32 protein-coding genes are annotated in these 21,430 nt (G+C 41.2%); 7 read left to right on the forward strand and 25 right to left on the reverse strand.

The annotated features are described in order from the left end of the window. Position 1 precedes the first annotated feature (1 nt). From L0951_RS11805 to L0951_RS11880, 16 genes are all read right to left on the reverse strand, one after another. The gene (locus L0951_RS11805) at positions 2-871 is read right to left on the reverse strand and encodes a nucleotidyltransferase (RefSeq protein ID WP_234111464.1); all 870 of its coding nucleotides are present in this window, start codon (positions 869-871) and stop codon (positions 2-4) included. After that, entirely contained in the window at positions 871-1,155 is a 285-nt protein-coding gene (locus tag L0951_RS11810) for a hypothetical protein (protein ID WP_234111465.1), read from the reverse strand. The genes L0951_RS11805 and L0951_RS11810 overlap by 1 nt, the downstream gene beginning before the upstream one ends. After that, positions 1,148-1,489, reverse strand: a complete 342-nt coding sequence (locus tag L0951_RS11815) for a hypothetical protein (protein ID WP_234111466.1) — start codon at positions 1,487-1,489, stop codon at positions 1,148-1,150. Before L0951_RS11815 ends, L0951_RS11810 begins: the two co-directional genes overlap by 8 nt. After that, positions 1,489-1,704 (reverse strand): hypothetical protein, encoded by a 216-nt coding sequence (locus tag L0951_RS11820; RefSeq protein ID WP_234111467.1) that lies wholly within the window; start codon positions 1,702-1,704, stop codon positions 1,489-1,491. The genes L0951_RS11815 and L0951_RS11820 overlap by 1 nt, the downstream gene beginning before the upstream one ends. Further along, the gene (locus L0951_RS11825) at positions 1,701-2,204 is read right to left on the reverse strand and encodes a hypothetical protein (RefSeq protein ID WP_234111468.1); all 504 of its coding nucleotides are present in this window, start codon (positions 2,202-2,204) and stop codon (positions 1,701-1,703) included. Before L0951_RS11825 ends, L0951_RS11820 begins: the two co-directional genes overlap by 4 nt. Beyond that, positions 2,204-3,256 carry a hypothetical protein gene (locus L0951_RS11830; RefSeq protein ID WP_234111469.1) on the reverse strand — a complete coding sequence of 351 codons (1,053 nt, stop codon included), beginning with the start codon at positions 3,254-3,256 and terminating at the stop codon, positions 2,204-2,206. The genes L0951_RS11825 and L0951_RS11830 overlap by 1 nt, the downstream gene beginning before the upstream one ends. Continuing rightward, positions 3,257-3,970, reverse strand: coding sequence for a DUF6046 domain-containing protein (locus tag L0951_RS11835; protein ID WP_234111470.1), 714 nt, complete (start codon positions 3,968-3,970; stop codon positions 3,257-3,259). Further along, positions 3,970-5,916: a phage tail tape measure protein gene (locus L0951_RS11840; RefSeq protein ID WP_234111471.1), complete on the reverse strand. Its 1,947-nt coding sequence runs from the start codon at positions 5,914-5,916 to the stop codon at positions 3,970-3,972. Before L0951_RS11840 ends, L0951_RS11835 begins: the two co-directional genes overlap by 1 nt. 4 nt (positions 5,917-5,920) lie before the next feature. Further along, positions 5,921-6,070: a hypothetical protein gene (locus L0951_RS11845; protein WP_234111472.1), complete on the reverse strand. Its 150-nt coding sequence runs from the start codon at positions 6,068-6,070 to the stop codon at positions 5,921-5,923. An 11-nt stretch (positions 6,071-6,081) separates the two neighbouring features. Then, positions 6,082-6,378, reverse strand: a complete 297-nt coding sequence (locus L0951_RS11850; RefSeq protein ID WP_048500462.1) for a hypothetical protein — start codon at positions 6,376-6,378, stop codon at positions 6,082-6,084. A 62-nt stretch (positions 6,379-6,440) separates the two neighbouring features. Beyond that, complete coding sequence (locus L0951_RS11855) at positions 6,441-6,857, reverse strand: hypothetical protein (RefSeq protein WP_048500463.1); 417 nt, start codon at positions 6,855-6,857, stop codon at positions 6,441-6,443. A gap of 9 nt (positions 6,858-6,866) precedes the next feature. Further along, positions 6,867-8,069, reverse strand: a complete 1,203-nt coding sequence (locus L0951_RS11860) for a DUF2586 family protein (protein WP_234111473.1) — start codon at positions 8,067-8,069, stop codon at positions 6,867-6,869. Beyond that, positions 8,069-8,386: a hypothetical protein gene (locus tag L0951_RS11865; RefSeq protein ID WP_234111474.1), complete on the reverse strand. Its 318-nt coding sequence runs from the start codon at positions 8,384-8,386 to the stop codon at positions 8,069-8,071. Before L0951_RS11865 ends, L0951_RS11860 begins: the two co-directional genes overlap by 1 nt. Continuing rightward, on the reverse strand, positions 8,379-8,720 hold the full coding sequence (locus L0951_RS11870; protein WP_048500466.1) for a hypothetical protein: 342 nt from the start codon (positions 8,718-8,720) through the stop codon (positions 8,379-8,381). Before L0951_RS11870 ends, L0951_RS11865 begins: the two co-directional genes overlap by 8 nt. 9 nt (positions 8,721-8,729) lie before the next feature. Next, positions 8,730-9,644 carry a hypothetical protein gene (locus L0951_RS11875; RefSeq protein WP_234111475.1) on the reverse strand — a complete coding sequence of 305 codons (915 nt, stop codon included), beginning with the start codon at positions 9,642-9,644 and terminating at the stop codon, positions 8,730-8,732. A 91-nt stretch (positions 9,645-9,735) separates the two neighbouring features. Next, positions 9,736-10,686: an HK97 family phage prohead protease gene (locus tag L0951_RS11880; RefSeq protein ID WP_234111476.1), complete on the reverse strand. Its 951-nt coding sequence runs from the start codon at positions 10,684-10,686 to the stop codon at positions 9,736-9,738. A gap of 171 nt (positions 10,687-10,857) precedes the next feature. Here L0951_RS11880 and L0951_RS11885 point away from each other — a divergent pair, with 171 nt between their 5' ends. The 5 genes from L0951_RS11885 (at position 10,858) to L0951_RS11905 (ending at position 16,258) form a co-directional block, all read left to right on the forward strand. Continuing rightward, the gene (locus L0951_RS11885) at positions 10,858-11,391 is read left to right on the forward strand and encodes a hypothetical protein (RefSeq protein ID WP_234111477.1); all 534 of its coding nucleotides are present in this window, start codon (positions 10,858-10,860) and stop codon (positions 11,389-11,391) included. After that, positions 11,391-12,923 (forward strand): hypothetical protein, encoded by a 1,533-nt coding sequence (locus tag L0951_RS11890; protein WP_234111478.1) that lies wholly within the window; start codon positions 11,391-11,393, stop codon positions 12,921-12,923. The genes L0951_RS11885 and L0951_RS11890 overlap by 1 nt, the downstream gene beginning before the upstream one ends. 14 nt (positions 12,924-12,937) lie before the next feature. Further along, positions 12,938-13,384 carry a phage protein Gp36 family protein gene (locus tag L0951_RS11895; protein ID WP_234111479.1) on the forward strand — a complete coding sequence of 149 codons (447 nt, stop codon included), beginning with the start codon at positions 12,938-12,940 and terminating at the stop codon, positions 13,382-13,384. Positions 13,385-13,523: 139 nt separating this feature from the next. Beyond that, on the forward strand, positions 13,524-14,765 hold the full coding sequence (locus L0951_RS11900; protein WP_234111480.1) for a DUF935 family protein: 1,242 nt from the start codon (positions 13,524-13,526) through the stop codon (positions 14,763-14,765). A gap of 296 nt (positions 14,766-15,061) precedes the next feature. Then, positions 15,062-16,258 (forward strand): phage minor head protein, encoded by a 1,197-nt coding sequence (locus L0951_RS11905; RefSeq protein ID WP_234111481.1) that lies wholly within the window; start codon positions 15,062-15,064, stop codon positions 16,256-16,258. On the opposite strand, the gene L0951_RS11910 is transcribed toward L0951_RS11905, so the two are convergent. Then, the gene (locus L0951_RS11910; protein ID WP_234111482.1) at positions 16,250-16,492 is read right to left on the reverse strand and encodes a hypothetical protein; all 243 of its coding nucleotides are present in this window, start codon (positions 16,490-16,492) and stop codon (positions 16,250-16,252) included. The genes L0951_RS11905 and L0951_RS11910 overlap by 9 nt on opposite strands. A gap of 32 nt (positions 16,493-16,524) precedes the next feature. On the opposite strand from L0951_RS11910, the gene L0951_RS11915 reads away from it, so the two are divergent. Both L0951_RS11915 and L0951_RS11920 read left to right on the forward strand, forming a co-directional pair. Continuing rightward, complete coding sequence (locus tag L0951_RS11915) at positions 16,525-17,076, forward strand: phage virion morphogenesis protein (RefSeq protein WP_234111483.1); 552 nt, start codon at positions 16,525-16,527, stop codon at positions 17,074-17,076. Between the two features lie 2 nt (positions 17,077-17,078). Continuing rightward, positions 17,079-17,531, forward strand: a complete 453-nt coding sequence (locus tag L0951_RS11920) for a hypothetical protein (protein ID WP_234111484.1) — start codon at positions 17,079-17,081, stop codon at positions 17,529-17,531. 281 nt (positions 17,532-17,812) lie between these two features. Here the strand turns inward: L0951_RS11920 and L0951_RS11925 are convergent, their stop codons facing one another. The 8 genes from L0951_RS11925 to L0951_RS11960 form a co-directional block, all read right to left on the reverse strand. Next, positions 17,813-18,343 carry a hypothetical protein gene (locus L0951_RS11925; RefSeq protein WP_234111485.1) on the reverse strand — a complete coding sequence of 177 codons (531 nt, stop codon included), beginning with the start codon at positions 18,341-18,343 and terminating at the stop codon, positions 17,813-17,815. Between the two features lie 39 nt (positions 18,344-18,382). After that, the gene (locus L0951_RS11930) at positions 18,383-18,631 is read right to left on the reverse strand and encodes a hypothetical protein (protein ID WP_234111486.1); all 249 of its coding nucleotides are present in this window, start codon (positions 18,629-18,631) and stop codon (positions 18,383-18,385) included. Positions 18,632-18,742: 111 nt separating this feature from the next. Then, entirely contained in the window at positions 18,743-18,958 is a 216-nt protein-coding gene (locus L0951_RS11935; RefSeq protein WP_048500541.1) for a hypothetical protein, read from the reverse strand. A 1-nt stretch (position 18,959) separates the two neighbouring features. After that, entirely contained in the window at positions 18,960-19,376 is a 417-nt protein-coding gene (locus L0951_RS11940) for a hypothetical protein (protein ID WP_234111487.1), read from the reverse strand. Beyond that, positions 19,373-19,690, reverse strand: a complete 318-nt coding sequence (locus L0951_RS11945; protein ID WP_234111488.1) for a hypothetical protein — start codon at positions 19,688-19,690, stop codon at positions 19,373-19,375. Before L0951_RS11945 ends, L0951_RS11940 begins: the two co-directional genes overlap by 4 nt. Further along, entirely contained in the window at positions 19,629-19,844 is a 216-nt protein-coding gene (locus L0951_RS11950) for a hypothetical protein (RefSeq protein ID WP_234111489.1), read from the reverse strand. Before L0951_RS11950 ends, L0951_RS11945 begins: the two co-directional genes overlap by 62 nt. Before the next feature lies 1 nt (position 19,845). Next, entirely contained in the window at positions 19,846-20,142 is a 297-nt protein-coding gene (locus tag L0951_RS11955) for a hypothetical protein (RefSeq protein WP_234111490.1), read from the reverse strand. After that, positions 20,129-21,091 (reverse strand): reverse transcriptase/maturase family protein, encoded by a 963-nt coding sequence (locus L0951_RS11960; protein ID WP_234111491.1) that lies wholly within the window; start codon positions 21,089-21,091, stop codon positions 20,129-20,131. Before L0951_RS11960 ends, L0951_RS11955 begins: the two co-directional genes overlap by 14 nt. Positions 21,092-21,430 lie beyond the last annotated feature (339 nt).

A 21,430-nucleotide genomic window follows, 5' to 3' on the forward strand; every position in this document is an offset into this window, starting at 1 on the left:
CTTAATTCGGTATATATTCGATATTTGCGAAATTTTCTATTTTAAAATAACCTGAAACAGGAATTTTCCTTACTCCAATGTTTTCAAAATCACTGTAACCATTTTCAGAAACCCATGAAGATGAAGCGGAAACCAAATGCGGTATGTCAACACCTTCAGTCGCTTGAAGTTTATCAACCAATGATGCTAAGATCAACTGTCCATTAAATGGGAGTTCCTTCATGAATGCCTTCAAAGAATCTTCTACAGGTTTTTTTCCGGAAAGGATTGAAACCCCATGAGAAGTCAATACCAAAGGATTGTAATAGATCTTAATGTGCAGTCGCAAAATATCCGGCAAATAATTTATTACCGTCACTTTTACACCCGCGTCACGGATTTCTTCAATATATTCGTCAAAGCTTTCTTTTTGTCCTTCTGAAATTGGCGATAGCTCTGAATTTGAATCTTCAGTTGCAATTTTCACAATAAGTCTGGATTCATTAACAGCTTCTGTAACTGCCGCATATTTGATAATTTTTGAATTCTGAATCTGTTCAGCTGAATATCCAACATTGTTAAAAACATCAGTGTCCGGATATAGATCAAATCCATATTGAAAATCCAATGCTTTCTGTCTATACCACGGCAAACCATGTGGTTTTAGAATTTTTACAATTTCTGAAACTTCAGATCTGTGCTGATCAAATAATTTTTCGAGAGTCCATAATATGAAGGTGAAAATATTAACTAGAATATTTTCAAAAGAAACTATAGAAAACTGTTCTTCAAACGTCTTACTGCTATCGAGCCCGTAAACTGAAACAAGAACTTCTTCAGTCATGAAGCGATCGGTAATGCTTTTTTTTATTTCAGGTACTGTTCTTGCCATTATTGTACGATAAATGTTTTGTTAATAATCCAAATACTTATTCCTTCTAAATTTTCAATAGGTTCATTTTCGTTTTGGTCCAAAGCGGTCGCCGGTTGTTTTTTTGCAAAAACAGTTACCGCGTTTTGGTTGCGGATTACCGTGCTCTTAATTTCATCACCGATATTTACATTTTGGGTAATGCTACGATTGTTCAGGATTGCCATTGCCAACACTTCTTCATAACTTCCAGTCTGCTGACAAACTATATCGATGAAATTTTGCCCCTGCTGTACTTTATTCATACTCTGCATCGATTGAAAATTTTTGAAGGTTATACAAATCCAAATGTTTTACATTAATTCCATCCATTGCAAAGTGTTCCTTTATTGCGTGCCGATATTTCAATAGATCTTCATCCAGTAGAGCGGAACGCAAACCAACCCCTAAAGTTAGATCACCTTTAAAATCGCCCGGTTCTGCGATCAGAATTGAAGCCATATTTTGTTCTAAAGTTTTACCGATCACAAAACCACTTACGATCATTCCAAATTCATCTTTTACCACCTTAATTTTCAGATCGTAGCGCGACAAATCAGTGCTGTCGATAAATTGTATTCCTGTGTCTTTTCTTTTCATTATTCCAGGTTTCCTGTGAATGTTCCGGTTACAGCGCCGTTTGGTGCCATTAAGCCGCTAGTATATTTTATGGTCGCCTTTTTCAGCCAAACTTCCATCGCATCGATCAGGCGGTTTGCAAACTCTTCGGTGGAAGTTTCTTCACGCGTCAGCATGTCTTCCAGTATTTGTTTTACAGCGGTTTTTGCTGCAGCTTTTTCACTTGCTAAACTCATTTTAAAATGGTTTTAAAATCGTTTTCAAAATTGTTGATCCGAATGATGGAATCCGGTAATGGAGTTCCGCTCGGTCCGGCTGGTGTATAAACTTTCAGTTGCTGAAGAATATCCGTAAGCTGCTGAAATAGATCTTTAAGGCTCGTTTCTTCATTTTCTATTTTCACTTTACCGTCCGTGCTGTCGATTTCCACCTGAAGGCCATTTTCATTGAAGATTATTTTTTCGGCAACATCACATTTGATCACGGTCATATTTCCGATGGTTCCGTCCGTGCTCAGCATCAAAACGGTGCTGCCAATTTTCGGCATGATTAACAAATTATCTTCACCATCCTGCGTCGCTTTCAGCAGAACCCCGGGAATTTCTAAACCACCCGGAAGCAAAACAGAACAGGTGTCATCATCCACCTCTGTCACCTTTCCCGTAATAGGCAAGTTAGGGTTGGCCGCTACAATCTTCCGTAGATTATCTTTCAATTGTGCATATTTATCTTTCACTACTTGCTCAATTTTATAGATGGCGTAATCGTTCGTTTTCCACCGGCTTCACTGAAATTCACAGTAACGCTTTCGGTATAATATTTACCATCCTTATACGGATAATCGTCATCGTAAATTCCAATTGTATAGGATGGCTCCACGAATGGAATTAACCAAGCGTCGAACGTTCCTTCGTAACCTGGTGCCATTTTATTTTTATACTCAGTGTCCGCGATTATTTTAACCGCAGCTGCTGACATTCTTCCCACTTTTTTGGTGATCTTTTCGCCGCCGGCTTGACCAACGGTCTTACTTATTACTTCACCGGAAACTCCAACACTTTCCACAGTTACTTCCACTTTTCGGTCTTCAGCAGATTTGTATTCCAGCGAACTGGTTTCGATGTTATGCTGCATACTGTAATCAGCTTCCCCGCCTTTTCTGGTGTATGCCGGATAAATACACAGCGTCTTCGTTTTCATGTCAAAGAAAATGTCCGCACCTGTTTCCTCCTGGATCTTCGCGAGAACATCGTAACCGGTCGCCTGATATATAGTGAATCGCTCGTAAGGAATATCATATTTGCAATCGAGTTTATAACTCTTATCAATCTGGCTGATGACATATTGCGCAACCTCCTTCACAGATGTTAATTTTCCGACCGCTGGTGGTTCTTCGGTAGATTCGCCTTCATCGCCGTCATCTTTTGATTTCTTTTTCTTCATTTTTTTGACGCCGAAAAAACGATCTGCAATTCCTTTGCGGAAAAGAAACAAAGCATCTTCGCAAAGAATTTGTAAAGCGCTGTCGTTCGTGGTGATCTCCTTAACATAGCCGATAAATTCGGTTACCAGATTATCATCGTAACCAAGATCTATCGTAATTTCATCACCGCGGCCAATAGAATCCTGCACTTTCAGCACTTTATTCATGTCCGCTTCTGGCAGAACCACGGTTGCTGTATCCGCGAGATTTGAAACCGATTTTTCGATGATACATTCCGCCAGAATTCCAAGCTTCCAGTTTCCCTGCTTGTTTTTAAAATTGATATTCCAGTTGAGTTGATACATTTATCTTTCTATTTCAGATGTGATTTCACCTACATCTAAGGTTACTTTTTTGCGCTTATAAATCAGATTATATGGGAAATCTGACACTGCCTTTATTTCGTAAGCCTGAACATTTTCACCTTTTGTAAAAGGAAAATTGACTGACTCAATCACTATTTTATTGATATTCAAAATCTGCAGCGGCTCACACAAAACGTGAAGAGCTGAAGGAGTCAATAAAAAATCCCTTAATTTCTCCATCTCATAGCGTGGGTAAGTCTGCGCGTGCTTTCCCAAGAGCTTATCCCCATAAAATGCACCGGTAATGGTTATATTATAATCATCGGTGGACCACCTTTCTTTAATGCTCCCGATCATGTTTTTACCGGCCTTTGCGATCCTTCGTTTAGAAATGATATTACCACCTTCGATATTGATCATCGGCTCCCACGGAAGTAAAAACCAATCATTGCCATCTGCACTGAAACTGAAAGGAAAAAACTGATTATCTTCAGATATTTGTTTATCATTTTTCCATAAAAGTTCTTCATTTAGTTCCTCATCATAATTGACCTCTCCAACATTTACCGGTTGGTTCATTATTGGCAAGAACCGGATCGGCGGAAGCACATGCTTTACGATTTCATTTTCTACAGCGGCAAACCGTGGAATCTGTTCAACTACTTTACTTCCCATCAGGGAAGAAATCAATATGTCTTGATCTGTTAATGCCATTATCCCGCTGCTGTTGTGGCTGACGCCGTTGCTCTTAATATTTCGTCCAGGATCTCTTCACCGGCTTTCTTCACCGCTGTACCTGCAGATCCTGCATATTCTTTAATCCCGATCAGTTCTCTGATATTTAAGGTCACGTAATTATGTTTAGTTCCGCCCGTAGCGATGCTTTCAGAGGTTTTTTTCCCGCTTTCTTTGGCGTCTTTTCCTCCGCCACCTGGTCCGCCGTTTGCGTTAGGATCTGTTCCCGGAATTGTGACCGGTGCCACAATACCGCTATTTACATCTGCAGCTTTTTTTCCGTGCAATTTGGTATAGGCGTCGCTGGCAGATTGTCCGGCATTCATCGCACCGCTCCAACCATTTCCTATTTGGGAAATTGCAGAACTCGCAGATCCGGCACCGGTCAGATCAAAAACCGCTTGCTTGCCTGTGTCCCAGGCTTCTTGCCAGTCGCCTTTAAAAAATGACAGCAATGCGCTGCCAATACCGGTGATGCCGGCAAGGAGTTCCTTAAATCGGTTAATCACGTAATCTTTGATCACGGTGCCGAAAAGCTTTAGCGCTTCCCAGCCTTTGAAAACCACTTTCCTGAATCCTTCAAACTTATTCCAGCATTTAACGACCACGGCAATTAAGGCAACAATGCCGGCAACAATCCATAAAACAGGGAATGCCATAACCGATTCATTCCAAACCCACTGCGCGGCGGTGACTACTTTTGTCCATACGGCGGACACTTTCTGCGTGTCTGTAAGGAAGGATATCGCCGAACCGGCAGCAGTGAATATCGGTGCCAAGTTGGCCATGTCACGTGCGGTATCACCCACAACAGAAGCATAACCCATCCAACCGTTTGACGCGTTAAACAGGGAAATTTTTAAATCATCCACTGATGCTTTCAGCCTGGCGTTTTTCTCTGCAGGACTTTCCATGATGATAGCCGCCTGGTCATAAGCTTCGGTAGTGCCTTTTACCGCAGAGGTTAAACGGTCTATCTCTCCAGTCTGCCCAATCAGTGCCATTGCAGCATTCGCGTTTTCTTTGCCAAACATGGCTGAAAGAAGCGCAGAATCATTAAGCAATGGTTTCAAATTGCTAAGTCGCTGCGTCAATGTGAGAGATGGGTCATTCAGTTTATTGATGTTGATACCCATTTTTTTAAACTCCTCCTGAACTTTTTTCGGCAAGAATCTACCTTGACCCAAAGTTGCAAGCACGTTTCGCAGTGCGACACCGCCCTCACTCCCTTTTTTACCGGCTTTATCCAAAACCTGAATTGCGGCGTTGGTTTCCTCAAATGCCACATTAGCAGCTTTGGCAGCCATACCGGACTGTTGCAGTGCTTCTTTAATCTGTGGAAGTTCGGCGGCACCTTCACCCGCTGCAGCTGCCATCACATTCATCATGGCTGCCATGACTTTAGATGCTTCGGTGGGATCTTCCAGGGAAATCCCGTACTGGTTCATTGCCGTGGTTAAAACGTCAGCTGCGGCGGTGGTATCACCACCCATTAATTTGGACGTGTACTGGATGGTTTCACCCATGCTTTTCAGCGCGGTCGGCACTTTGGCGATTTCCGGACTTAATTGGCCAAGGACCAGTTTATAAGATTCTGCACCATCAGCGGCGGAACCGCCAAAAGTCTTTGCAGCTTCACGCGCATATCCTTCAATCTCTTTCAATTTATCACCGGCAACACCTGTCATCGCGGACAAATCGTGCATGGAGCTGGAAAGATTCATTCCGGGACCATTTAGGGAATTTATCCCATCCGCTACCCGGTTGATATTATCAATGACAGCATTCAGCTTAATTGCATTCAGTTGCCTATTAATCGACTGCACCATGTTGGTGGTTGACCTCTGAATATTATTGACAGATGCAAGGACTTTATTCTGTCCCTGCATTTGCACAATAATATTATATAGTAAGTCGTTGGTCATGGTTTTAGATTCCGGTCTCTAATTTTCTTATGTATTTCAGTTCGGCAACTCTCGCTGCCCATTCGTGGTCACTCAGCAGGTCAGGATCTGGAATATGGAAGTAATACCTAAGTTGCGCATTCATCACACGTATCCAATCTTTGTCTGGATCCACTTCCGCCTGCTTTAGATAAAAACCAGCTGTGACTCTTGAATGTTGATCAGTTGGGTGATTTGCGAGGACACAGACATAAATAAACCGATGTCGGTCAATATTTCTTCATCTCCTCCGAGCCATGACTGTTTTAAAATTATCTCGTTAAATGCCAGGGGATCTTTGGCTCCCGCTGTAGTGGCATAACCGAGTGTCTGGCGTGTTGGTTTTTTTACGTATCCCGTTTTACCGCCGACCGTGATTTTGGCGATTTCGCCATGTTCTGCTTTCCAGGCATCAATTTGCTTCTGGGTAATTTCTTTTGACATTGTTGTGATTGTTTTTTTTGGTTTTTAGAAAAACAGGCAACCGGAATTGCCTGTTTGTTTAATTAAATTTGGTTTCTGATTCGCAAAGCGATGAACGGTAAGGTGATTTCCGCAAATTTGTCGCCCTGGTTTAATTCTTTAGGAGCTTCTGTGAAGCGCAAAGATTCAATTCTATCGATTAGCATAGCATCTCCATCCAATGGATTACCATAGCAGCAAAGCGCATCTAATGACAAACTAAGTATCGAGCCGTTTCCGGCTTGCACCAAAGCTTCATACTCAGATTGTAGCATCTTAATCTCCCCCTCATAGGCAAGATTTCCGGATTGAATGCTTACCGGGTTTCTGCCCTTCGCATATACCGCCTCTCTTTCGATCTTTTCCGAGTACTTTAACCCTCGAAATCGGGCTAAGTCTCTACCTGCGAGAATAAGGGTAAGATCTGCCCATTCGTATTCTCTATCGTTTATAATTGCCATATTTCAGTATTAAGAATTAAGTTCAAATCCAAGCAGTACATCAATCCAGCGATTATAACCGAAAGGTCTGATCTTCACCACAACTTCAATTCGTGAACTGGTCACAATGTTCTGCATTGGGTCAACAAAACATTTCACACCGGTATCATTGATGGAGTTTTCGTCACGGCTGAGATCATTACCCATATTGTTAAAGATCTTCCGTTCGACAGCTGATTCCATGGTTTTAGCATAAGTCGCGACAATGCTTCCATTGGCATTGGTCGGAACTTCATCCAGTAGGAAATCAAGAAGCGCGTCATAACATAAGCGGAATGCTTCATTAATGGTTCTGCGTCTGCTCAGGTAGTGGTAATCATCATCCGGATCACAGGCCAAAGGGTCATCCATCACGAAATATCCTGCACGGCTTTGGTGAGTGGTGAAAGTGATATAACCTTTGTCATACAGTGCTTCACAGTCGTAATTTTCGACCGGCGTATCGTTAATAAAAAGCTTCGGAGCTTTCAGTGCACCATTGATTACTTTGCCCGCGTTAACTTTCGCCGGGTAAGCCGCCAAGCGACCCGCTAAAACGCCAACCGCTGCACCTTTACTGGATGTGATTCCGGTTAATGGTTCGGTATCTCCAATCAGGATTCCGACAGCGTTATGACTTAATGTGCCGAGATCGGTAAGCGCTGTTTTCACGCCGCTGAAAGCATAACCTTCCAAGATGGTGAAATAAGGCGCGTACTTTTGGGCGGTATAGTTCTCAAACAAAGTCTGAGCTTTACCAGCAGCGATCAGCACGTCGTCATCCATTCCGGCAGTTACCGTGATTTCTGCAGATGAATCGTTCACAGTGAACAGTCCTCTGATTTTTCCATTAGCTGAGTTCAGAAGGTTTTCAACGGGTGCAATTCCTGCAACCGGGGTAAACCATTCCGAAACTTTTTTGGCTTTCGCAATTCCGTATATCCAAACTTCAGAACCTGCGCCGGCTTCAGCGTAAAATTCATCCAGGGCTTTGAATAACCGGTGGTTATCGATGCTGTCTACAAGCTTCAGATCTGCCACGTCTTTCATGGACTTAACCTGGTAAGCGGTATCGAGTTGAAAACCATCTACAACAGCTACAGCTGATGCTACGATGCCGAAACATCCTGTATCTAATGGCGTCACCGCTCCGATGACGCCATTATTAAATGATATTGATAACTTTGGTTTCATTAATCTCGAGGAGTTTCAAGTTCTGCGATTCTTTTGGTCAAAGCTGTAACCACCGATTTGCGCGGCTCGTCACTGTTTTCGGCTTCCAAATATTCCTTTGCAGTTTGCAAATCCATTTCAGGAATTTTTGCAATGATTTCTTTTGTCGTTTCTTTGGTAGCTTCAATTTCTTGATCTCTGTAAACAGTAGAAACCGATTTATCTTCCAGGGATCGTGCATGATTTTTCGCCAAATCTTCTTTGTAGAATCTTTGACCGTCGGATGTCTCAAAGTATTCATGCAGATCCGGGCTATCTTTAAAAATGTCTTTACTCATTGGTAAGTATTTTTCCGTTTAATTGTTTGTATTTCTTTAGCTCTTCGATCAGAGCGCGGTTCTCATCGGCCAAAAGATTAAATTTAATTTCAAGCGAATGAAGATCTTGAATGGCCTGTCTGTACAGTTTATTCATGGTGTTAGCCTCTTCTGTAGCGGTCTTCCACCGATTGGCTATATCCTCCATTTGTTCCCGGTAGAACTTCACGGCCTTTTCGACATTGTCCAGCTCATTGCTTTGAACGTCTGCGAGGTTTTTCCGTCTTGCCGCAAACCAGGAAACAACTGAAGTGATGATGCCTACTAGAGCCGTTAGTACTACCTCTATATTCACAACAATGAATTAGATGATTGCGCCGATCGCTTCATTTTTCGCAGGCATTGCGATGAAGTAATGGCGGTAGTTCAACAGGTTGGTTTGGGTGGTTGGCGAATCACCGGATTTACTGAAGTATTGCTTCGTTAATCCTGTTTTCTTCGCAACGTTATCCTTGTGGAAGGCAACAGATGCAACCAGGTCAGTTGCAGGAACACCCACTGCACCAAATGCGTTTTTCACACCTGCAGCGGAATATTTCGGGTTAGCCACATAAGAGAAGATCTCGAACCCTGCGATTTTCTTGGCAACAGTACCGCTGTTGATATCGGCCAAAAGATTTCCGAAACGGTTTCTGTCCAATAACAGAATGTTTTCGTGATCTGTTGAAAGAACTAAACGTCTGCCCTCTACAGGAACCTCCTGTTTGTCGAACTCACCTTTCAGCTCCACGATCTTGTCATACAACATCGCTGCTTTTTCAGGACCTGTTTCAGTTCCGGCAAAGGTAATTTTCAATACAGGCGTTTTAGCAGAATCAGACGCCGGTGCCTGTGCGTGGATCGCTTTTCTGTACTTGGTTGAATTAATCTGGGTTACGTGACCTTTTGTTGCAGAATCAATTCTTGCATAGGATGCACCCATAATCTGGTCATCAGACAAAGAAGTGGCAAGTGTTTGATATTTATCAAGCTTCACGATTACTTCAGTATCACTGAATTCCTGTACTGCGATTGGGTAAGTGCTGTTGTTCATAAGAACTTCCGGCTGAAAAGTCTCAACTGGTAAATGGATGATGTTGGTTTCACCGGCAGTACCGGAACCCATCTCTATAACTTCTGTATCAAGTTCAGCGATGCCGTCCAACCACGGAGCCACGTTTTGGGTGGTCAATAATTGAATAACTCTCGCGCTCCATACTTCTGGAAAATTTGCTGGCATTATTTTATAAGTTTAAATGGTTATTAGTTTTTTGTTCACTTTAAAAACCCGGCCTCCTACACGAGAAGGCTGGGAAAAATTTAAAAATGAATTATGAAAAGAGTGCTTTGTAAGCGTCGGGGTTACTGTTTTTGAATTCCAACTGAGCATTAAGATCAAGCTTTTGGAAATCATCCATCGTTTTCACGTCGGCTACCTGAACACCGGTAACCTGAGCGCCCAACTTATTCCTGGCTGGAGCATCGGTTACTGTTGATTTGTACAGATCCGGGAATTCAGCGTGAAGCTTGATATAATCAGCTTCTTTGGTTGCGTCAATCTTTCCGGCAGCGATATCGGCTTTTACCGTATCTGCAGAAAGTTTCGCTTTTTTGTCGTTTTCCAGATCCTGGAATCCTTTTATTTTAAGGTTCGCAGCATCCAGATCAGATTTTAGATTGATGATCTTTTCGTTCACTAAAGCTTCATCATGCTCTAAAGTGTTACCCGGCAGACCAAGTGCGGCCACTGCGGATAAAGTAAGGGTGATTTTTTTCATGGAATTATTGATATTGAATTGTGACAGGTCAGAAGCCATCAGCAGGATTTCAGAAATATCAGTTTCCTGCAGTTCTTTGATGCTGTCCGCTGTGGCCGCATAAAGTTTAATGGCATTGGCATTATTGGGAATCGGAACGATGGAAGCTTCCAGAACTTCAGATTTTACCAGATCATAAGTGTCATCCGGCGCAATCACAAAATTGCTCATGGAATAAGGATTAAGGCCTAAACTTGAACCTTTTATAAAACCGGCAGCTACTTTGCGGGCGATTTCTTTGGCATTGGGATCTGCATCATCGAAAACAGCTTCCGCCGTTAAAAGATTTCCTTCGATCTGTATATTTTCCCAACGTCCCAGAACCGAGTAATTGGACATGCTATGATTATCCAGAATCACTGGATTAGCACGGAAGCGGTCCAGGTTTAATCCGGCATTGGAAACCCGGAACCCGAACTGGTTTACTTTTGTTTCATCATTCAGAACAAATTTGTGTCTTGACATCGTTTTTTGTCGATTTAAAGCACAAACATCCGCCGCTTAATTTGGTTTTAAAAATAGTTGTACAGTTTCTGAGCAACGTTGTAAAGAAGCTGTACAACATTGCTCAGAAACTGTACACTTCTTTTTATAGCGCTCCCGATAATGGCAATTTTGTCCGTGAAACTAATAACCATGGGACTGAAAAAGACCGAACAAAAGGAGTACGCCAAATTCCTTTATACCGAAAAAAATATTACTCAGAAGGAGATCGCCGAAAAAGTAGGAGTCACCGAAAAAACACTCAAAACGTGGATTGATGCCAACGATGGTGAATGGAAGAAATTGAAGAAATCTTTGATGACTACCAAAGCGCAGCAGATTACGAAACTGTACGATCAGCTCGCGCGATTAAACGAAGAAATTGAGAACCGACCGATCGTTCGGAAATCGATGCTTTCGCCAATAAAACTGGATAAGGAAGGTAAGCCATTGTTTAAAGCTCCGGAATACGATCCCATCGTTCTATCGAATTACGCAAATTCCAAAGAGACAGATTCAATCACCAAAATAACCAACGCCATCCATAAATTGGAGGGTGAAGTTTCAATCGGTGAAACAGTGCAGATCGGAATGGCTTTCTGCGAATACGTGCGCGATATTGATTTTGAAAAGTCGCAAATGATAAGTGAGTTCTTTGATATGTTCATCCGTCAGCAACTGAAATAATGGCAAAACAGTCGGATAAAAGACATCTTGAAACCTGGGAAATCTTTCGCAATAATATTGCGAAAAGCACACCGGTAGATCTTAACGAAAGTGAGATCCAGAAGAAAAAAAGGATCGCAGCTTTAGAAGCGGATCCGGAAAAATGGTTTGCTTATTATTTCCCATCATATTATACCGCAGAACCGGCACCATTCCATAAAAAAGCCACAAAACGGGTCGTTGAAAATCCTGAATGGCTGGAAGTACGTTCCTGGTCCCGTGAGCTCGCGAAATCCGCGCGCACCATGATGGAAGCACTTTACCTTTCTTTCACCAAAAAGAAAAAGGTTTGGTTAATGATCAGTAATACTGAGGACAATGCCAAACGTTTGCTTTTGCCGTATAAAAATATCCTGGAATCAAATAACCGGATTATTAATGACTATGGCGTTCAGAAACAAATCGGTAAATGGGAAGATCACGAATTCACCACAAAATTTGGTTTCTCATTCCGTGCGCTCGGTGCCGGTCAGTCTCCAAGGGGAACGCGAAACGATGCAGCACGTCCGGACGCAATTATTATAGATGATTTTGACACCGACGAAAAATGCCGGAATAAAGACCGTGTGAAAGCTGATACCGACTGGATCCAGGAAGCCGTTATTCCCACGCGTTCGGTTTCGGTTCCGTTGCTTGTCATCATTAACGGAAACATCATCCATAAATATTGCACCATCACCATCATGGGTGAGTTGGCGGACTGTTGGGATATCGTGAATCTTACCGATAAATCCGGGAAACCGACGTGGTCTAAAAATACGCCCGCCATGATCCGGGCGATGTTTTATAATTCCAAAGGCAAACGCAAGATATCTAAAAAAGCCGAACAGAAAGAGTATTACAACAACCCATCTGCGGAAGGTGATACGTTCAAGCAGTTCCTTTACGGCAAATGTCCGCCGCTGAAGAAATGCGAAAAGGTAGTGACTTACGTGGATCCATCACCGTCAAACAACAAAGAGAAAAATAGCAGCTCGAAAGCGGTTGTAATTGTCGGTTTGCATGAAGGGAAATACTATGGTTATAAAGTTTGGCTGGGTAAGGCAACCAATTCCGAAATGGTCGGTTGGATTGGTCAAGCTTATAACTATCTCGAAAGAAACGGGATCGATGCCAAAAAAATGTTCATTGAAAACAATAGTCTTCAAGATCCGCATTACCAGCAGGTGGTAAAGCCATTACTTGAAAAGTACAGAAAAGAGCATGGCGTAAAACTTCCGGTTCGGGAAGACAAACGCAAGAAAGCCGATAAGTTTGAAAGGCTCGAAAATATGGCAGATGATAACGAAGACGGAAACATCATTTTCAACGAAAAAGAAAAGGAAAACCCTATGATGGTGCAGATGGAAGATGAATGGTTAGGCGTTTCGAAAGATTCCAAAGAAATGGACGGACCCGACGCTTTTGAAGGTGCAAAAACAATGATCGATACCCGCGTGGTTAAAGATGATTTGGGTTACGCTTCCGGACAGGTCGAAAGTAGAAAATATTAAAAAAAACCGAAACTATGTTTTTAAAAATAGAAGATTTAGGAACCACCATTTACAGCTATCAAATAGAGCAAATCACTGAGGGTGACGAAAATATTTTGCTTCAGGCAATGGCCTCAGCTGAGGAAGAAGTCCGCAGCTATCTAAGCGCAATCGAATGGAGCGACGGCCGGCCGCGTTTGGATGTTCCCGCGATCCTGGGAGCCACCGGAACCAACCGCAACGCCTTACTGGTCCGCATGACTGCCACAATCGCCAAATTCTATGTAATTGAGCTATGCAATGCGGATGTTATTTACGAAACCGCCAAAGAAAGGTACGACCGTGCCATCGCGTGGTTAAAACAGTTGGCGCGTGGTGAAATCAAATTAAGCACTTTGCCCGAAACGCCTGAACTAGATCCGGATTCATCCGGAACTGAACCTTTTGTGTACGGATCCCGTGAAAAATTTAACCATGAGTAATATGAGAAAAGCAGTTAAAATCATTGCCTTCCAAATCGGTGTGAATGTATTGGGATTTCCGGAGTTTCACGTACACCGGGTGACTGATCTTTTTGCCGTTCACTCAAAATATTTCAAAGCATTTTCAAAAAATTAAACCATGACCAGAAAATTCAATAATAGATCCCAAAAAAACAGAAACCAGCTCGCTGCACAAACTAAGGTGAAAAGTGGCGGTAACAAACTGTTTCCTCAACTCGTAGAAAAAACAGTTACCCAGACGCGTCAGGATATTGCGAAAATGGTTGCAGCCAGAAATGCATTCAATAATTCCGACAGTCCATCATCGTATCTATTCTACAATCTACTCGACGTCATCATGGATGATGCATTGCTGACTTCACAAGTTGAGAACAGAATTCAAGACAGTTTAGGAACCTCGTTTAATCTTCGAAAAAAAGGCGGCGACATTGACCCTGAACTTACGGAAACTTATCAAAATTCTGAACTGTTTAACGACCTTATAACACAGATCATCAATTCAAGACTGTACGGTCATTCTTTAATTGAATTCGACTGGAAACAAGACGGGCTGAATGAGCCACAATTGAAAATAGATCTTATTCCGCGGCAGAATGTTTTAGCGAAAAAAGGCGTGATGCTTTTCGATTATAATGAAGATAAAGGCGTGAAGTTCCGTGAAGTTCCGGAATATGGCACATGGATTTTAGAATTTGGAAAGCCTGGACAAATGGGACTTTTAAACAAGGCAATTCCTCACGTTTTATTCAAGAAATTCGCTCAATCCTGCTGGTCCGAATTATGTGAAATCTATGGCATTCCGCCACGCGTTTATAAAACAGACGCCTCAGATCCGCAGGCGGTCGCACGGGGAAAAAAGATGATGCAGGACATGGGTTCCGCCGCCTGGTTCATCATCGATACTGAAGAATCTTTCGAGTGGGCAAAGGGCGTGAACACCAATGGCGACGTTTACGGTAATTTGCTCAATTTCTGCGATAATCAGAATTCCCTGCTGATATCCGGTGCGGTAGTTGGCCAGGATACTAAACATGGATCCAACAGCAAAGAACAGGCGTCACAAAAACTGTTATCCAAACTGGTCCTCGCTGATATGGCGATGGTCGAAATGTACATGAATTCCAAGGTAATGCCGGCACTTGCAAGAATCGGCATTATTCCTGCTGATTTCATCTTTCAGTGGGAAATTTCGGAAGATCTGGGAACTTTGTGGGAAAGAACCGTTCAGGCGCTCGCGCACTTTGATGTGGACCCGGAATGGATCAAAGACAAATTCGGAATCGAGGTCACTGGCATAAAACAGAACGCCGTTCCATTACCCGGCTCAAACTTAAACGTCGCTGAAAGTTTTTTCGTCTAAGGGCTGAAGGACATCGGCCTGTCAGCCCGCAACAGTATTTTAACGGTCTGCATTTGCGGTTAAGTTCATTATATGACTGCAGCTGCGAAAGCTGTCAGAAACTCAATCTTGCTGCGAACTCAGACGGACCTACTTTTAAATCAGTTTTAAAAGCTGCTGAAAACGCGTTTAAACATCTTCATGAAAAAGGATCGTACAGCCCGGAAGATCTCAAAGATAAACCGTATCAAAAACTCATCGATGAAACGAATAAAGTTTTTAATTCGGCAGTTACCGATAACGACATCCCGCCAGAAATGCTGGCAAAGCTGCAGAATGATACTTTTGTTTTTTCCGGATTAAGAACACATGCTCAATTACTGGAAGCATCAACCATGCTCATGGAAGATGGGAAGATCCGCAGTTTCGATGCTTTTGCCAATGATTTCAATAAAGTTAATTCCAAGTACAATCAGAACTATCTGGAAGCGGAATGGCAGTTTGCGGTATCGAGCTCACAGAGTGCTGCCAATTGGGCGGCAATTGACCAGGACGGTAGATATAATTTACAGTATAGAACGGCGAATGATAGCCGAGTTCGTGATGATCATGCCGTGCTGCAAGATACTACACTTCCGGTAGATGATCCGTTCTGGATGTCCTATTATCCGCCGAACGGTTGGCGCTGCAGATGTACCGCCGTGGAAGTTCTTAAAGAAAAATACACAGTTTCTGATTCTGAAAAAGCCAATGCAGCCGGTGACCGTGCCACCACCAAAATAGGACCGGACGGAAAAAACAGAAGCGAGATCTTCAGGTTTAATCCCGGAATGGAACAAAAGGTATTCCCACCGAAACATCCGTATAATAAATTGAAGGGTTCGGAAGAGGTGAAAGCTGTAGTAAATCAAAATATAATTGAAGAAAAATTAAGCATCACAAAAGGAAAAGAAATGACTTTTGAAGAAGCAAACGAATTAAAAGGAAATGTTAATTATGGAAAAGGTCATGGATACACTATAAATTGCCAATCCTGTGTCGTGTCAAATGAATTACGTCGAAGAGGCTATGATGTTACAGCATTGGAAAATACTAAAAAAAAGGATAACATTCCATTTAAACTATCTTATAAGACAAACTGGGCATGGCTAAATGAAAAAGGGGAAATGCCTGCAAAAACAAAAGTTGGCGGTTATGATGGCACTGATAGAAGAGGACGAACAAAATCTAAGTCAATTGTTCAGTTGTCAAAGGAATTAAATGATTTTACAAAAGACGTCGGTAGATATCATATTGATTTTGGATGGAAAAAATCTAACGGCGGACATATAATAACATTAGAGCGAATAGGCGATGGAAAAGTAAGGTTTTATGATCCGCAGAATGGTAAAATAGTTAGATGGACTGAATTAAGTAAACAAATATCTCTGTTGCATGGCGTAAATGTGCTAAGAGTAGATAATCTACTGTTAAACACAGATATAATAGATGGTATTGTTCAAAAATTACCCTAAACTTTCTGTGGTATCCGGAGATACTTCGGTAAAGTGCATAAGACTGTATATTTCTGAAGTTTTATTTTCACGAGCAACGCCATCCTTTACTAGAATAAAAGTTGGATAGCCAATAATAATCATGTCTTCAGGTTGAGCAATATACACATCAAAGCCGTTCCATTTCTCTTGAAAATCAACAGAAATAAAACCTTTTGATTCAGCAAACGTTAAAGCTATTTTATCGTTTTCCATATAACAAAGTTACAACTTATTTTAAATTGACAATGGATTTACAAACTTTTCATCAAAATATCATCAAAGACGTCAAAACCGAGCTGATGGATGAATTTGACCGGAACTTTGAGCGGAAGGCGTTTTTTGACCAGGCGTGGCCGAAAGTTTCACTTATCAATAACAAAGGATCCATGATGGCCAGAACCAATAAGCTAAGACGTGGTTATATAGCGAAGATCCAAGGCGAAAAGATTGCATTTACCAACTCGATGCCGTATGCTTCCATACATAATGAAGGCGGTGAGATCACGGTAACCGCGAAAATGAAACGCTATTTCTGGGCGATGTATTACCAGGCTTCCGGCGGAATCGTTTACAATGTGAAATCCAGAGCTGCAGCCAAAACAAAAAAGAACACGGCGCTGAGCATCGAAGCTGCGCAGTTCAAAGCACTGGCTTTAATGCCGATCGGAAAAAAGATAAAGATTCCGTCCCGGCGTGTGATAGGACCACACCCACGGATTAGAGAAATTATTTCCGGGGTGGTAGATAACCACCTTACCGAACTCAATAACATTATTTTAAACAATTTAAGACCATAATCATGGATGCATTACTGAAAGCAATTCAAAACAAAATCGCTGAAAACGCCGAAATAAAGTATGTTGATGAAAACTGGGGACAGCTGGATCTATATGGAAACGAAATCCCGGTGAAATGGCCGTGCACTTTAATCTCGCTGAGTTCTGCAGTGTTCTCTAATATCGGAACAGATCCGAAAGCGTTACCGGTAAACCGGCAGGAAGCGACTGCAAACATCGAAATTACCGTGGCAAAACTGAAGCTTACCAACAGTAGTTTTAAAGCGCCAATGATACAGAAACTTCAGTCCTGGGAAGTATGGGATATTGTACAAGCAATTCACAATCAATTACACGGATGGAATCCAATTCCCGGAACGGGCAAACTGATCAGAACCGGAATTTCGCAAGTGCGCCGGGATGATGGTGTGCAGGAAATCAGGGTGATGTATTCTATTGGGGTTCACAACTGCTAAGCTCTGCCAGCAGTTTGTCGATCGGTGTGCTGAGAATGGTATTCAGTGTAGTGCGGGAAATAGGGTATTTTGGGTATATATAGCGTTTCAGGATTCGGGTGTCCGGGATATCTTCCGTCTTGTGCTGCAGATAGATATCACGAATATTTTTGTATCGAAGTAATGTATTGCGCTGTAAAGGTTTAACCATAAAAATTCATCCCTATCGCAAAGATATGGAAGTATATTCCATATTTACAATAGTTTATACAAAAAAACCGCTTATTTTAGCGGTTTTTTATTTAATGTATATTTCTGATTTCCCAATCATCCCCGTTTTTTACAAAACGGATGTTGATTCTTTTCTGCCGGTCTTCGATATATCTCTTATTGCTTTCTTTATCCAATAAGTCTTCTTTTCCTATTCCTTTTGCAAAATGCTTTTCCCACCACGGAAACAAATCCAAATATTTACCACTAACATATTTTAATGAATACGTTTCATTTCCCTGAATTCCTAAATCCTTATCAGCTCCTCGGAAAAATCTCATAAACTTGACTTCATCACACAATTTGCAATAAGTCAGTTTCATGTCTTTTTCAATTTCTTCATTTGGGATTGCCGTATCGTAATATTTGAAAACAATATATTTTTCATAGTTTACATATTGTTCCGCAAATTTTCTCGGACTGCTGAATCCGTTCATAATGTCATCGGCAACTTCCTTTGCCTGTTCCGCAGATGAGAGGTTGTTTAGTTTTATTGCATATTCCGTGATCTGTCCAAATCCGAACCCGGAGATAAACAGGAAAATGAGTAATAGTTTTTTCATTGTTGTAATTTTGATCAAAGTTATAAAAAAAACCGCACACTAAATCAGCGGCGGTTTTCCGGGTTTTTTTTCAAATTCTTTTTTAGCAATTAGATGCCATTCGTTCGCTTCATTGGGCGTTTGATCACCAATGCATAGCGCACATTCTGTACTGTAGTGGTGCTTAATGAAAGTGCTTCCGTGGATATGCTCTTCGTTGTAAAAGGTTGCTGTCACTATCCGGTAACCCTTCCTTTCCAAAGCTTCCAAGACCTCTTCTTTGCTGTATTCAAAGCCGTTTATTTGCATTATTCAGTTTTTGTATTCTATTTAATTCTTTAATAAATTTTCCCACGGTTTTGGGATCTTGCGGTTTCCGGAACGTGTCAATAAAATCCCGGCGCTGGATGGCTTTAATGTTCATATTGCTTTATATTCTTGCTGTGAAATCCAAGTTAATGCACCTCTTTGTGGAAAAGCCTCATCCAATCTATCGATAGCCTCCATTTCAGTAATTGCACGTAAATATCCTTTGTTTCCCAAATTATCTTTCCAAAACCAAAATCTAGCATTTTTATTCGGTATTCGGAAACGACTTTGAGTTTCCATAGACTCTGTAATTATTAGTTCTTTCATTTTACTTCCAGTATTTTTTGTTAAGGTATGATGCCGGATAAGGGAACGCGGTTCCGTCCGACTTTAATTTCACGAGTTCCGGGATAAACAGGATGGCTTCCATCTTATCTACATTCCCCAATTTGTTCCAGGCTTTTTCGGTTACTTCTTTTAGTCCCACTTTGCGCGGGTACTGTTTGTAAAAGTTGGCAAAGCTCACGTCGGTCAGCTCTGCGAAGATCCACCCGGATTTCAGATCGTGCGCGCGCATCTTTGCATGCATATCTTCCACAGTAGCAGTGATGTTTGACGCTACTTTCCTAATTTTCTCGGCTTCCCAGTCGCCTTCAAATTCCACAATCTGTAAAACGCCGTTTAAACCAAATTTAAAAGTGATTTTAAGACCGGTCTTCTGATGTTTTGCTATGAAGGTTCTCATAAAAGTTTTTGATGTAATTCGTTTTTAAATATTTCAATTTTATTGCTTTCATAAATCCCGTTAAACTTATTATTGTCGGTTATCAACTCATAAAGCAAGGCGGCTAAGTGATATTTCAGCGTGAGCTGCAGTTTTTTACCGTTGGGATTTTGCGTGTATGAAAAACATCTTTGCGTAAGTATGGAAAATAGTTCCATCCGCATCGATTTACCCGCTTTTCTGCCGATATTGGCCGCTATCATTTGGCACTGATCATTGGTGATCTTGTGAATGAGAAACAGCGTTTCTGGATCTGTTTTTAGTGTTACTTTCATTTTTTTCTCTGTACTTAAATTTCAGAATGTCATCTTCAATTTCCTGCCGGAACTGCGCAACGAGCGCACGAAGCTCTAAACCCACTGATTTACCTTCCTGGTAATATTGTTTCAGCCGGGCTTTCAGGATTAATATGAAGATTTCATCGGTCATATCATGTGAATTCTAATCTTTTATCGTTTTTCTTAATTGTAGTTTTAAATGGAAATCCGTTATCAGGTACTTGACTTATTAAGTCTATCAAGTTTTTTGATCCAGTGAAAACGATCCGCTTGTTTCCGTTGATTTCAATTTGTAAAGTGAGGTATTTTGTACCTTGCTTTTTTGTGGAATCTTTGATTTCAAAACTTAGCACAGCAATCTCAACATTTATCACATCATCAACGTCCATTTTCTTTCCAATAAACTTGTTTTCTTTTGGTGTAATATTAAAATCCTTAAAGTTGAACATCAGCAAGAAGTTTTTTAGTTAAATGTTTGCTATTACAGTGTTTTAACCATCCGCAATAAGAAGCAATCGATTCTTTGCGGGGTTTTCTTTTCAACATTTTGGCAAATCGTTTCTTGATTGATTTTCGCAGTAAAACGTGGGTGTGGTAATGAACATAGCCAACGAAATTAATCCCTCTTTTCTCCACCGGGAAAACCTGCCAGTTTTCTTTTACTTCAAGTTTTAAATTAACATTAAAATACGTTTTAATGAGCTTTAAAACTTCGTGCAGATACTCTTTGTCTTTATGAAGTATTACGACATCATCTGCATACCTGAAGTAATATTTTATTCTGAGCTGCTCCTTGATCCAGTGATCAAAATAAGTGAGGTAGAAATTTGCTAAATATTGACTTAAGTAGTTTCCAATCGGAAGACCTGGTGCGCTGTCTATAATTTCATCAAGCAACCAAAGTAAATCAGCATCTTTAAATTTCTTCCGGAGTAACGCTTTAAGTATATCATGATCAATATTTGGATAGAATTTTTTGATGTCGAGTTTCAGGCAATAGGTGGTTTCATCAGTGTTTTTTAACGCTTTTCTCAAGTTAAATGAAGCTTTGTGAATTCCGCGGCCTTTGATGCAGCTGTAAGAATCAGCTGTAAAAACTGCTACGAAAATTGGTTCTAAAACGTTCATTACTGCATGATGGCAAATTCTGTCTGGAAAGTATGGAAGGCGGTAAACGTCGCGTTCTTTGGGTTCAAAAACTTTAAATACATCGTATTGTGACGTTTTATAAGTTTTGCTAATCAGCATATCGTGAAGTTTCAAAATATTGTTTTCGGAATTCTTATTGTGCTGAATCACACCGTAAGTTTCACGCTTTCCCTTTTGTGCTTTCAAATCAGCAAGGGTTAGATTTTCAATACTGATGATTTTTTCAAATAAATTGTTTAATCTTTTCATATTTTTAGCCTTGTCATTAAAAAGTCGTCTTCCCATAAGTACCAACGCCTTTACAAGTTTTTTTTTATTTTTTGCCGAGTGGCAGGGTTTGCAGTGTTAAATATTTTTTGACAATCAGGAACTGACATTCGAATTCGTATTCCAGTTATCGTAGTCGTTGTACGAAAAACTGACACCCGACGAAGAACTACAGCAACACACTGCACAACCTTTTTTATTACTCTTTTTCGACTGGTCGGTTGTAAACCATCATCGTTTTAAAAAGTTCTTGATATTCCTCGCTATTCCCAATTGCATTGGCTTTTTCTCTAGTTTCAGAAACAAGGCGGGAACCGACAA

Source organism: Chryseobacterium sp. R2A-55, assembly GCF_021401085.1.
Lineage (GTDB): Bacteria > Bacteroidota > Bacteroidia > Flavobacteriales > Weeksellaceae > Kaistella.

What these genes read in the sequence shown, in the direction of transcription:
- L0951_RS11820 (WP_234111467.1), bottom strand. Translation starts at nt 1,704, where the DNA reads ATGAGTTTAGCAAGTGAAAAAGCTGCAGCAAAAACCGCTGTAAAACAA.
- L0951_RS11955 (WP_234111490.1), bottom strand. Translation starts at nt 20,142, where the DNA reads ATGTTCAACTTTAAGGATTTTAATATTACACCAAAAGAAAACAAGTTT.
- L0951_RS11880 (WP_234111476.1), bottom strand. Translation starts at nt 10,686, where the DNA reads ATGTCAAGACACAAATTTGTTCTGAATGATGAAACAAAAGTAAACCAG.
- L0951_RS11960 (WP_234111491.1), bottom strand. Translation starts at nt 21,091, where the DNA reads ATGAAAAGATTAAACAATTTATTTGAAAAAATCATCAGTATTGAAAAT.
- L0951_RS11915 (WP_234111483.1), top strand. Translation starts at nt 16,525, where the DNA reads ATGGATTTACAAACTTTTCATCAAAATATCATCAAAGACGTCAAAACC.
- L0951_RS11910 (WP_234111482.1), bottom strand. Translation starts at nt 16,492, where the DNA reads ATGGAAAACGATAAAATAGCTTTAACGTTTGCTGAATCAAAAGGTTTT.
- L0951_RS11875 (WP_234111475.1), bottom strand. Translation starts at nt 9,644, where the DNA reads ATGCCAGCAAATTTTCCAGAAGTATGGAGCGCGAGAGTTATTCAATTA.
- L0951_RS11895 (WP_234111479.1), top strand. Translation starts at nt 12,938, where the DNA reads ATGTTTTTAAAAATAGAAGATTTAGGAACCACCATTTACAGCTATCAA.
- L0951_RS11950 (WP_234111489.1), bottom strand. Translation starts at nt 19,844, where the DNA reads ATGACCGATGAAATCTTCATATTAATCCTGAAAGCCCGGCTGAAACAA.
- L0951_RS11945 (WP_234111488.1), bottom strand. Translation starts at nt 19,690, where the DNA reads ATGAAAGTAACACTAAAAACAGATCCAGAAACGCTGTTTCTCATTCAC.
- L0951_RS11900 (WP_234111480.1), top strand. Translation starts at nt 13,524, where the DNA reads ATGACCAGAAAATTCAATAATAGATCCCAAAAAAACAGAAACCAGCTC.
- L0951_RS11925 (WP_234111485.1), bottom strand. Translation starts at nt 18,343, where the DNA reads ATGAAAAAACTATTACTCATTTTCCTGTTTATCTCCGGGTTCGGATTT.
- L0951_RS11840 (WP_234111471.1), bottom strand. Translation starts at nt 5,916, where the DNA reads ATGACCAACGACTTACTATATAATATTATTGTGCAAATGCAGGGACAG.
- L0951_RS11855 (WP_048500463.1), bottom strand. Translation starts at nt 6,857, where the DNA reads ATGGCAATTATAAACGATAGAGAATACGAATGGGCAGATCTTACCCTT.
- L0951_RS11815 (WP_234111466.1), bottom strand. Translation starts at nt 1,489, where the DNA reads ATGAAAAGAAAAGACACAGGAATACAATTTATCGACAGCACTGATTTG.
- L0951_RS11890 (WP_234111478.1), top strand. Translation starts at nt 11,391, where the DNA reads ATGGCAAAACAGTCGGATAAAAGACATCTTGAAACCTGGGAAATCTTT.
- L0951_RS11930 (WP_234111486.1), bottom strand. Translation starts at nt 18,631, where the DNA reads ATGCAAATAAACGGCTTTGAATACAGCAAAGAAGAGGTCTTGGAAGCT.
- L0951_RS11865 (WP_234111474.1), bottom strand. Translation starts at nt 8,386, where the DNA reads ATGAGTAAAGACATTTTTAAAGATAGCCCGGATCTGCATGAATACTTT.
- L0951_RS11805 (WP_234111464.1), bottom strand. Translation starts at nt 871, where the DNA reads ATGGCAAGAACAGTACCTGAAATAAAAAAAAGCATTACCGATCGCTTC.
- L0951_RS11850 (WP_048500462.1), bottom strand. Translation starts at nt 6,378, where the DNA reads ATGTCAAAAGAAATTACCCAGAAGCAAATTGATGCCTGGAAAGCAGAA.
- L0951_RS11885 (WP_234111477.1), top strand. Translation starts at nt 10,858, where the DNA reads ATGGGACTGAAAAAGACCGAACAAAAGGAGTACGCCAAATTCCTTTAT.
- L0951_RS11810 (WP_234111465.1), bottom strand. Translation starts at nt 1,155, where the DNA reads ATGAATAAAGTACAGCAGGGGCAAAATTTCATCGATATAGTTTGTCAG.
- L0951_RS11835 (WP_234111470.1), bottom strand. Translation starts at nt 3,970, where the DNA reads ATGGCATTAACAGATCAAGACATATTGATTTCTTCCCTGATGGGAAGT.
- L0951_RS11830 (WP_234111469.1), bottom strand. Translation starts at nt 3,256, where the DNA reads ATGTATCAACTCAACTGGAATATCAATTTTAAAAACAAGCAGGGAAAC.
- L0951_RS11940 (WP_234111487.1), bottom strand. Translation starts at nt 19,376, where the DNA reads ATGAGAACCTTCATAGCAAAACATCAGAAGACCGGTCTTAAAATCACT.
- L0951_RS11935 (WP_048500541.1), bottom strand. Translation starts at nt 18,958, where the DNA reads ATGAAAGAACTAATAATTACAGAGTCTATGGAAACTCAAAGTCGTTTC.
- L0951_RS11860 (WP_234111473.1), bottom strand. Translation starts at nt 8,069, where the DNA reads ATGAAACCAAAGTTATCAATATCATTTAATAATGGCGTCATCGGAGCG.
- L0951_RS11905 (WP_234111481.1), top strand. Translation starts at nt 15,062, where the DNA reads ATGCTGGCAAAGCTGCAGAATGATACTTTTGTTTTTTCCGGATTAAGA.
- L0951_RS11920 (WP_234111484.1), top strand. Translation starts at nt 17,079, where the DNA reads ATGGATGCATTACTGAAAGCAATTCAAAACAAAATCGCTGAAAACGCC.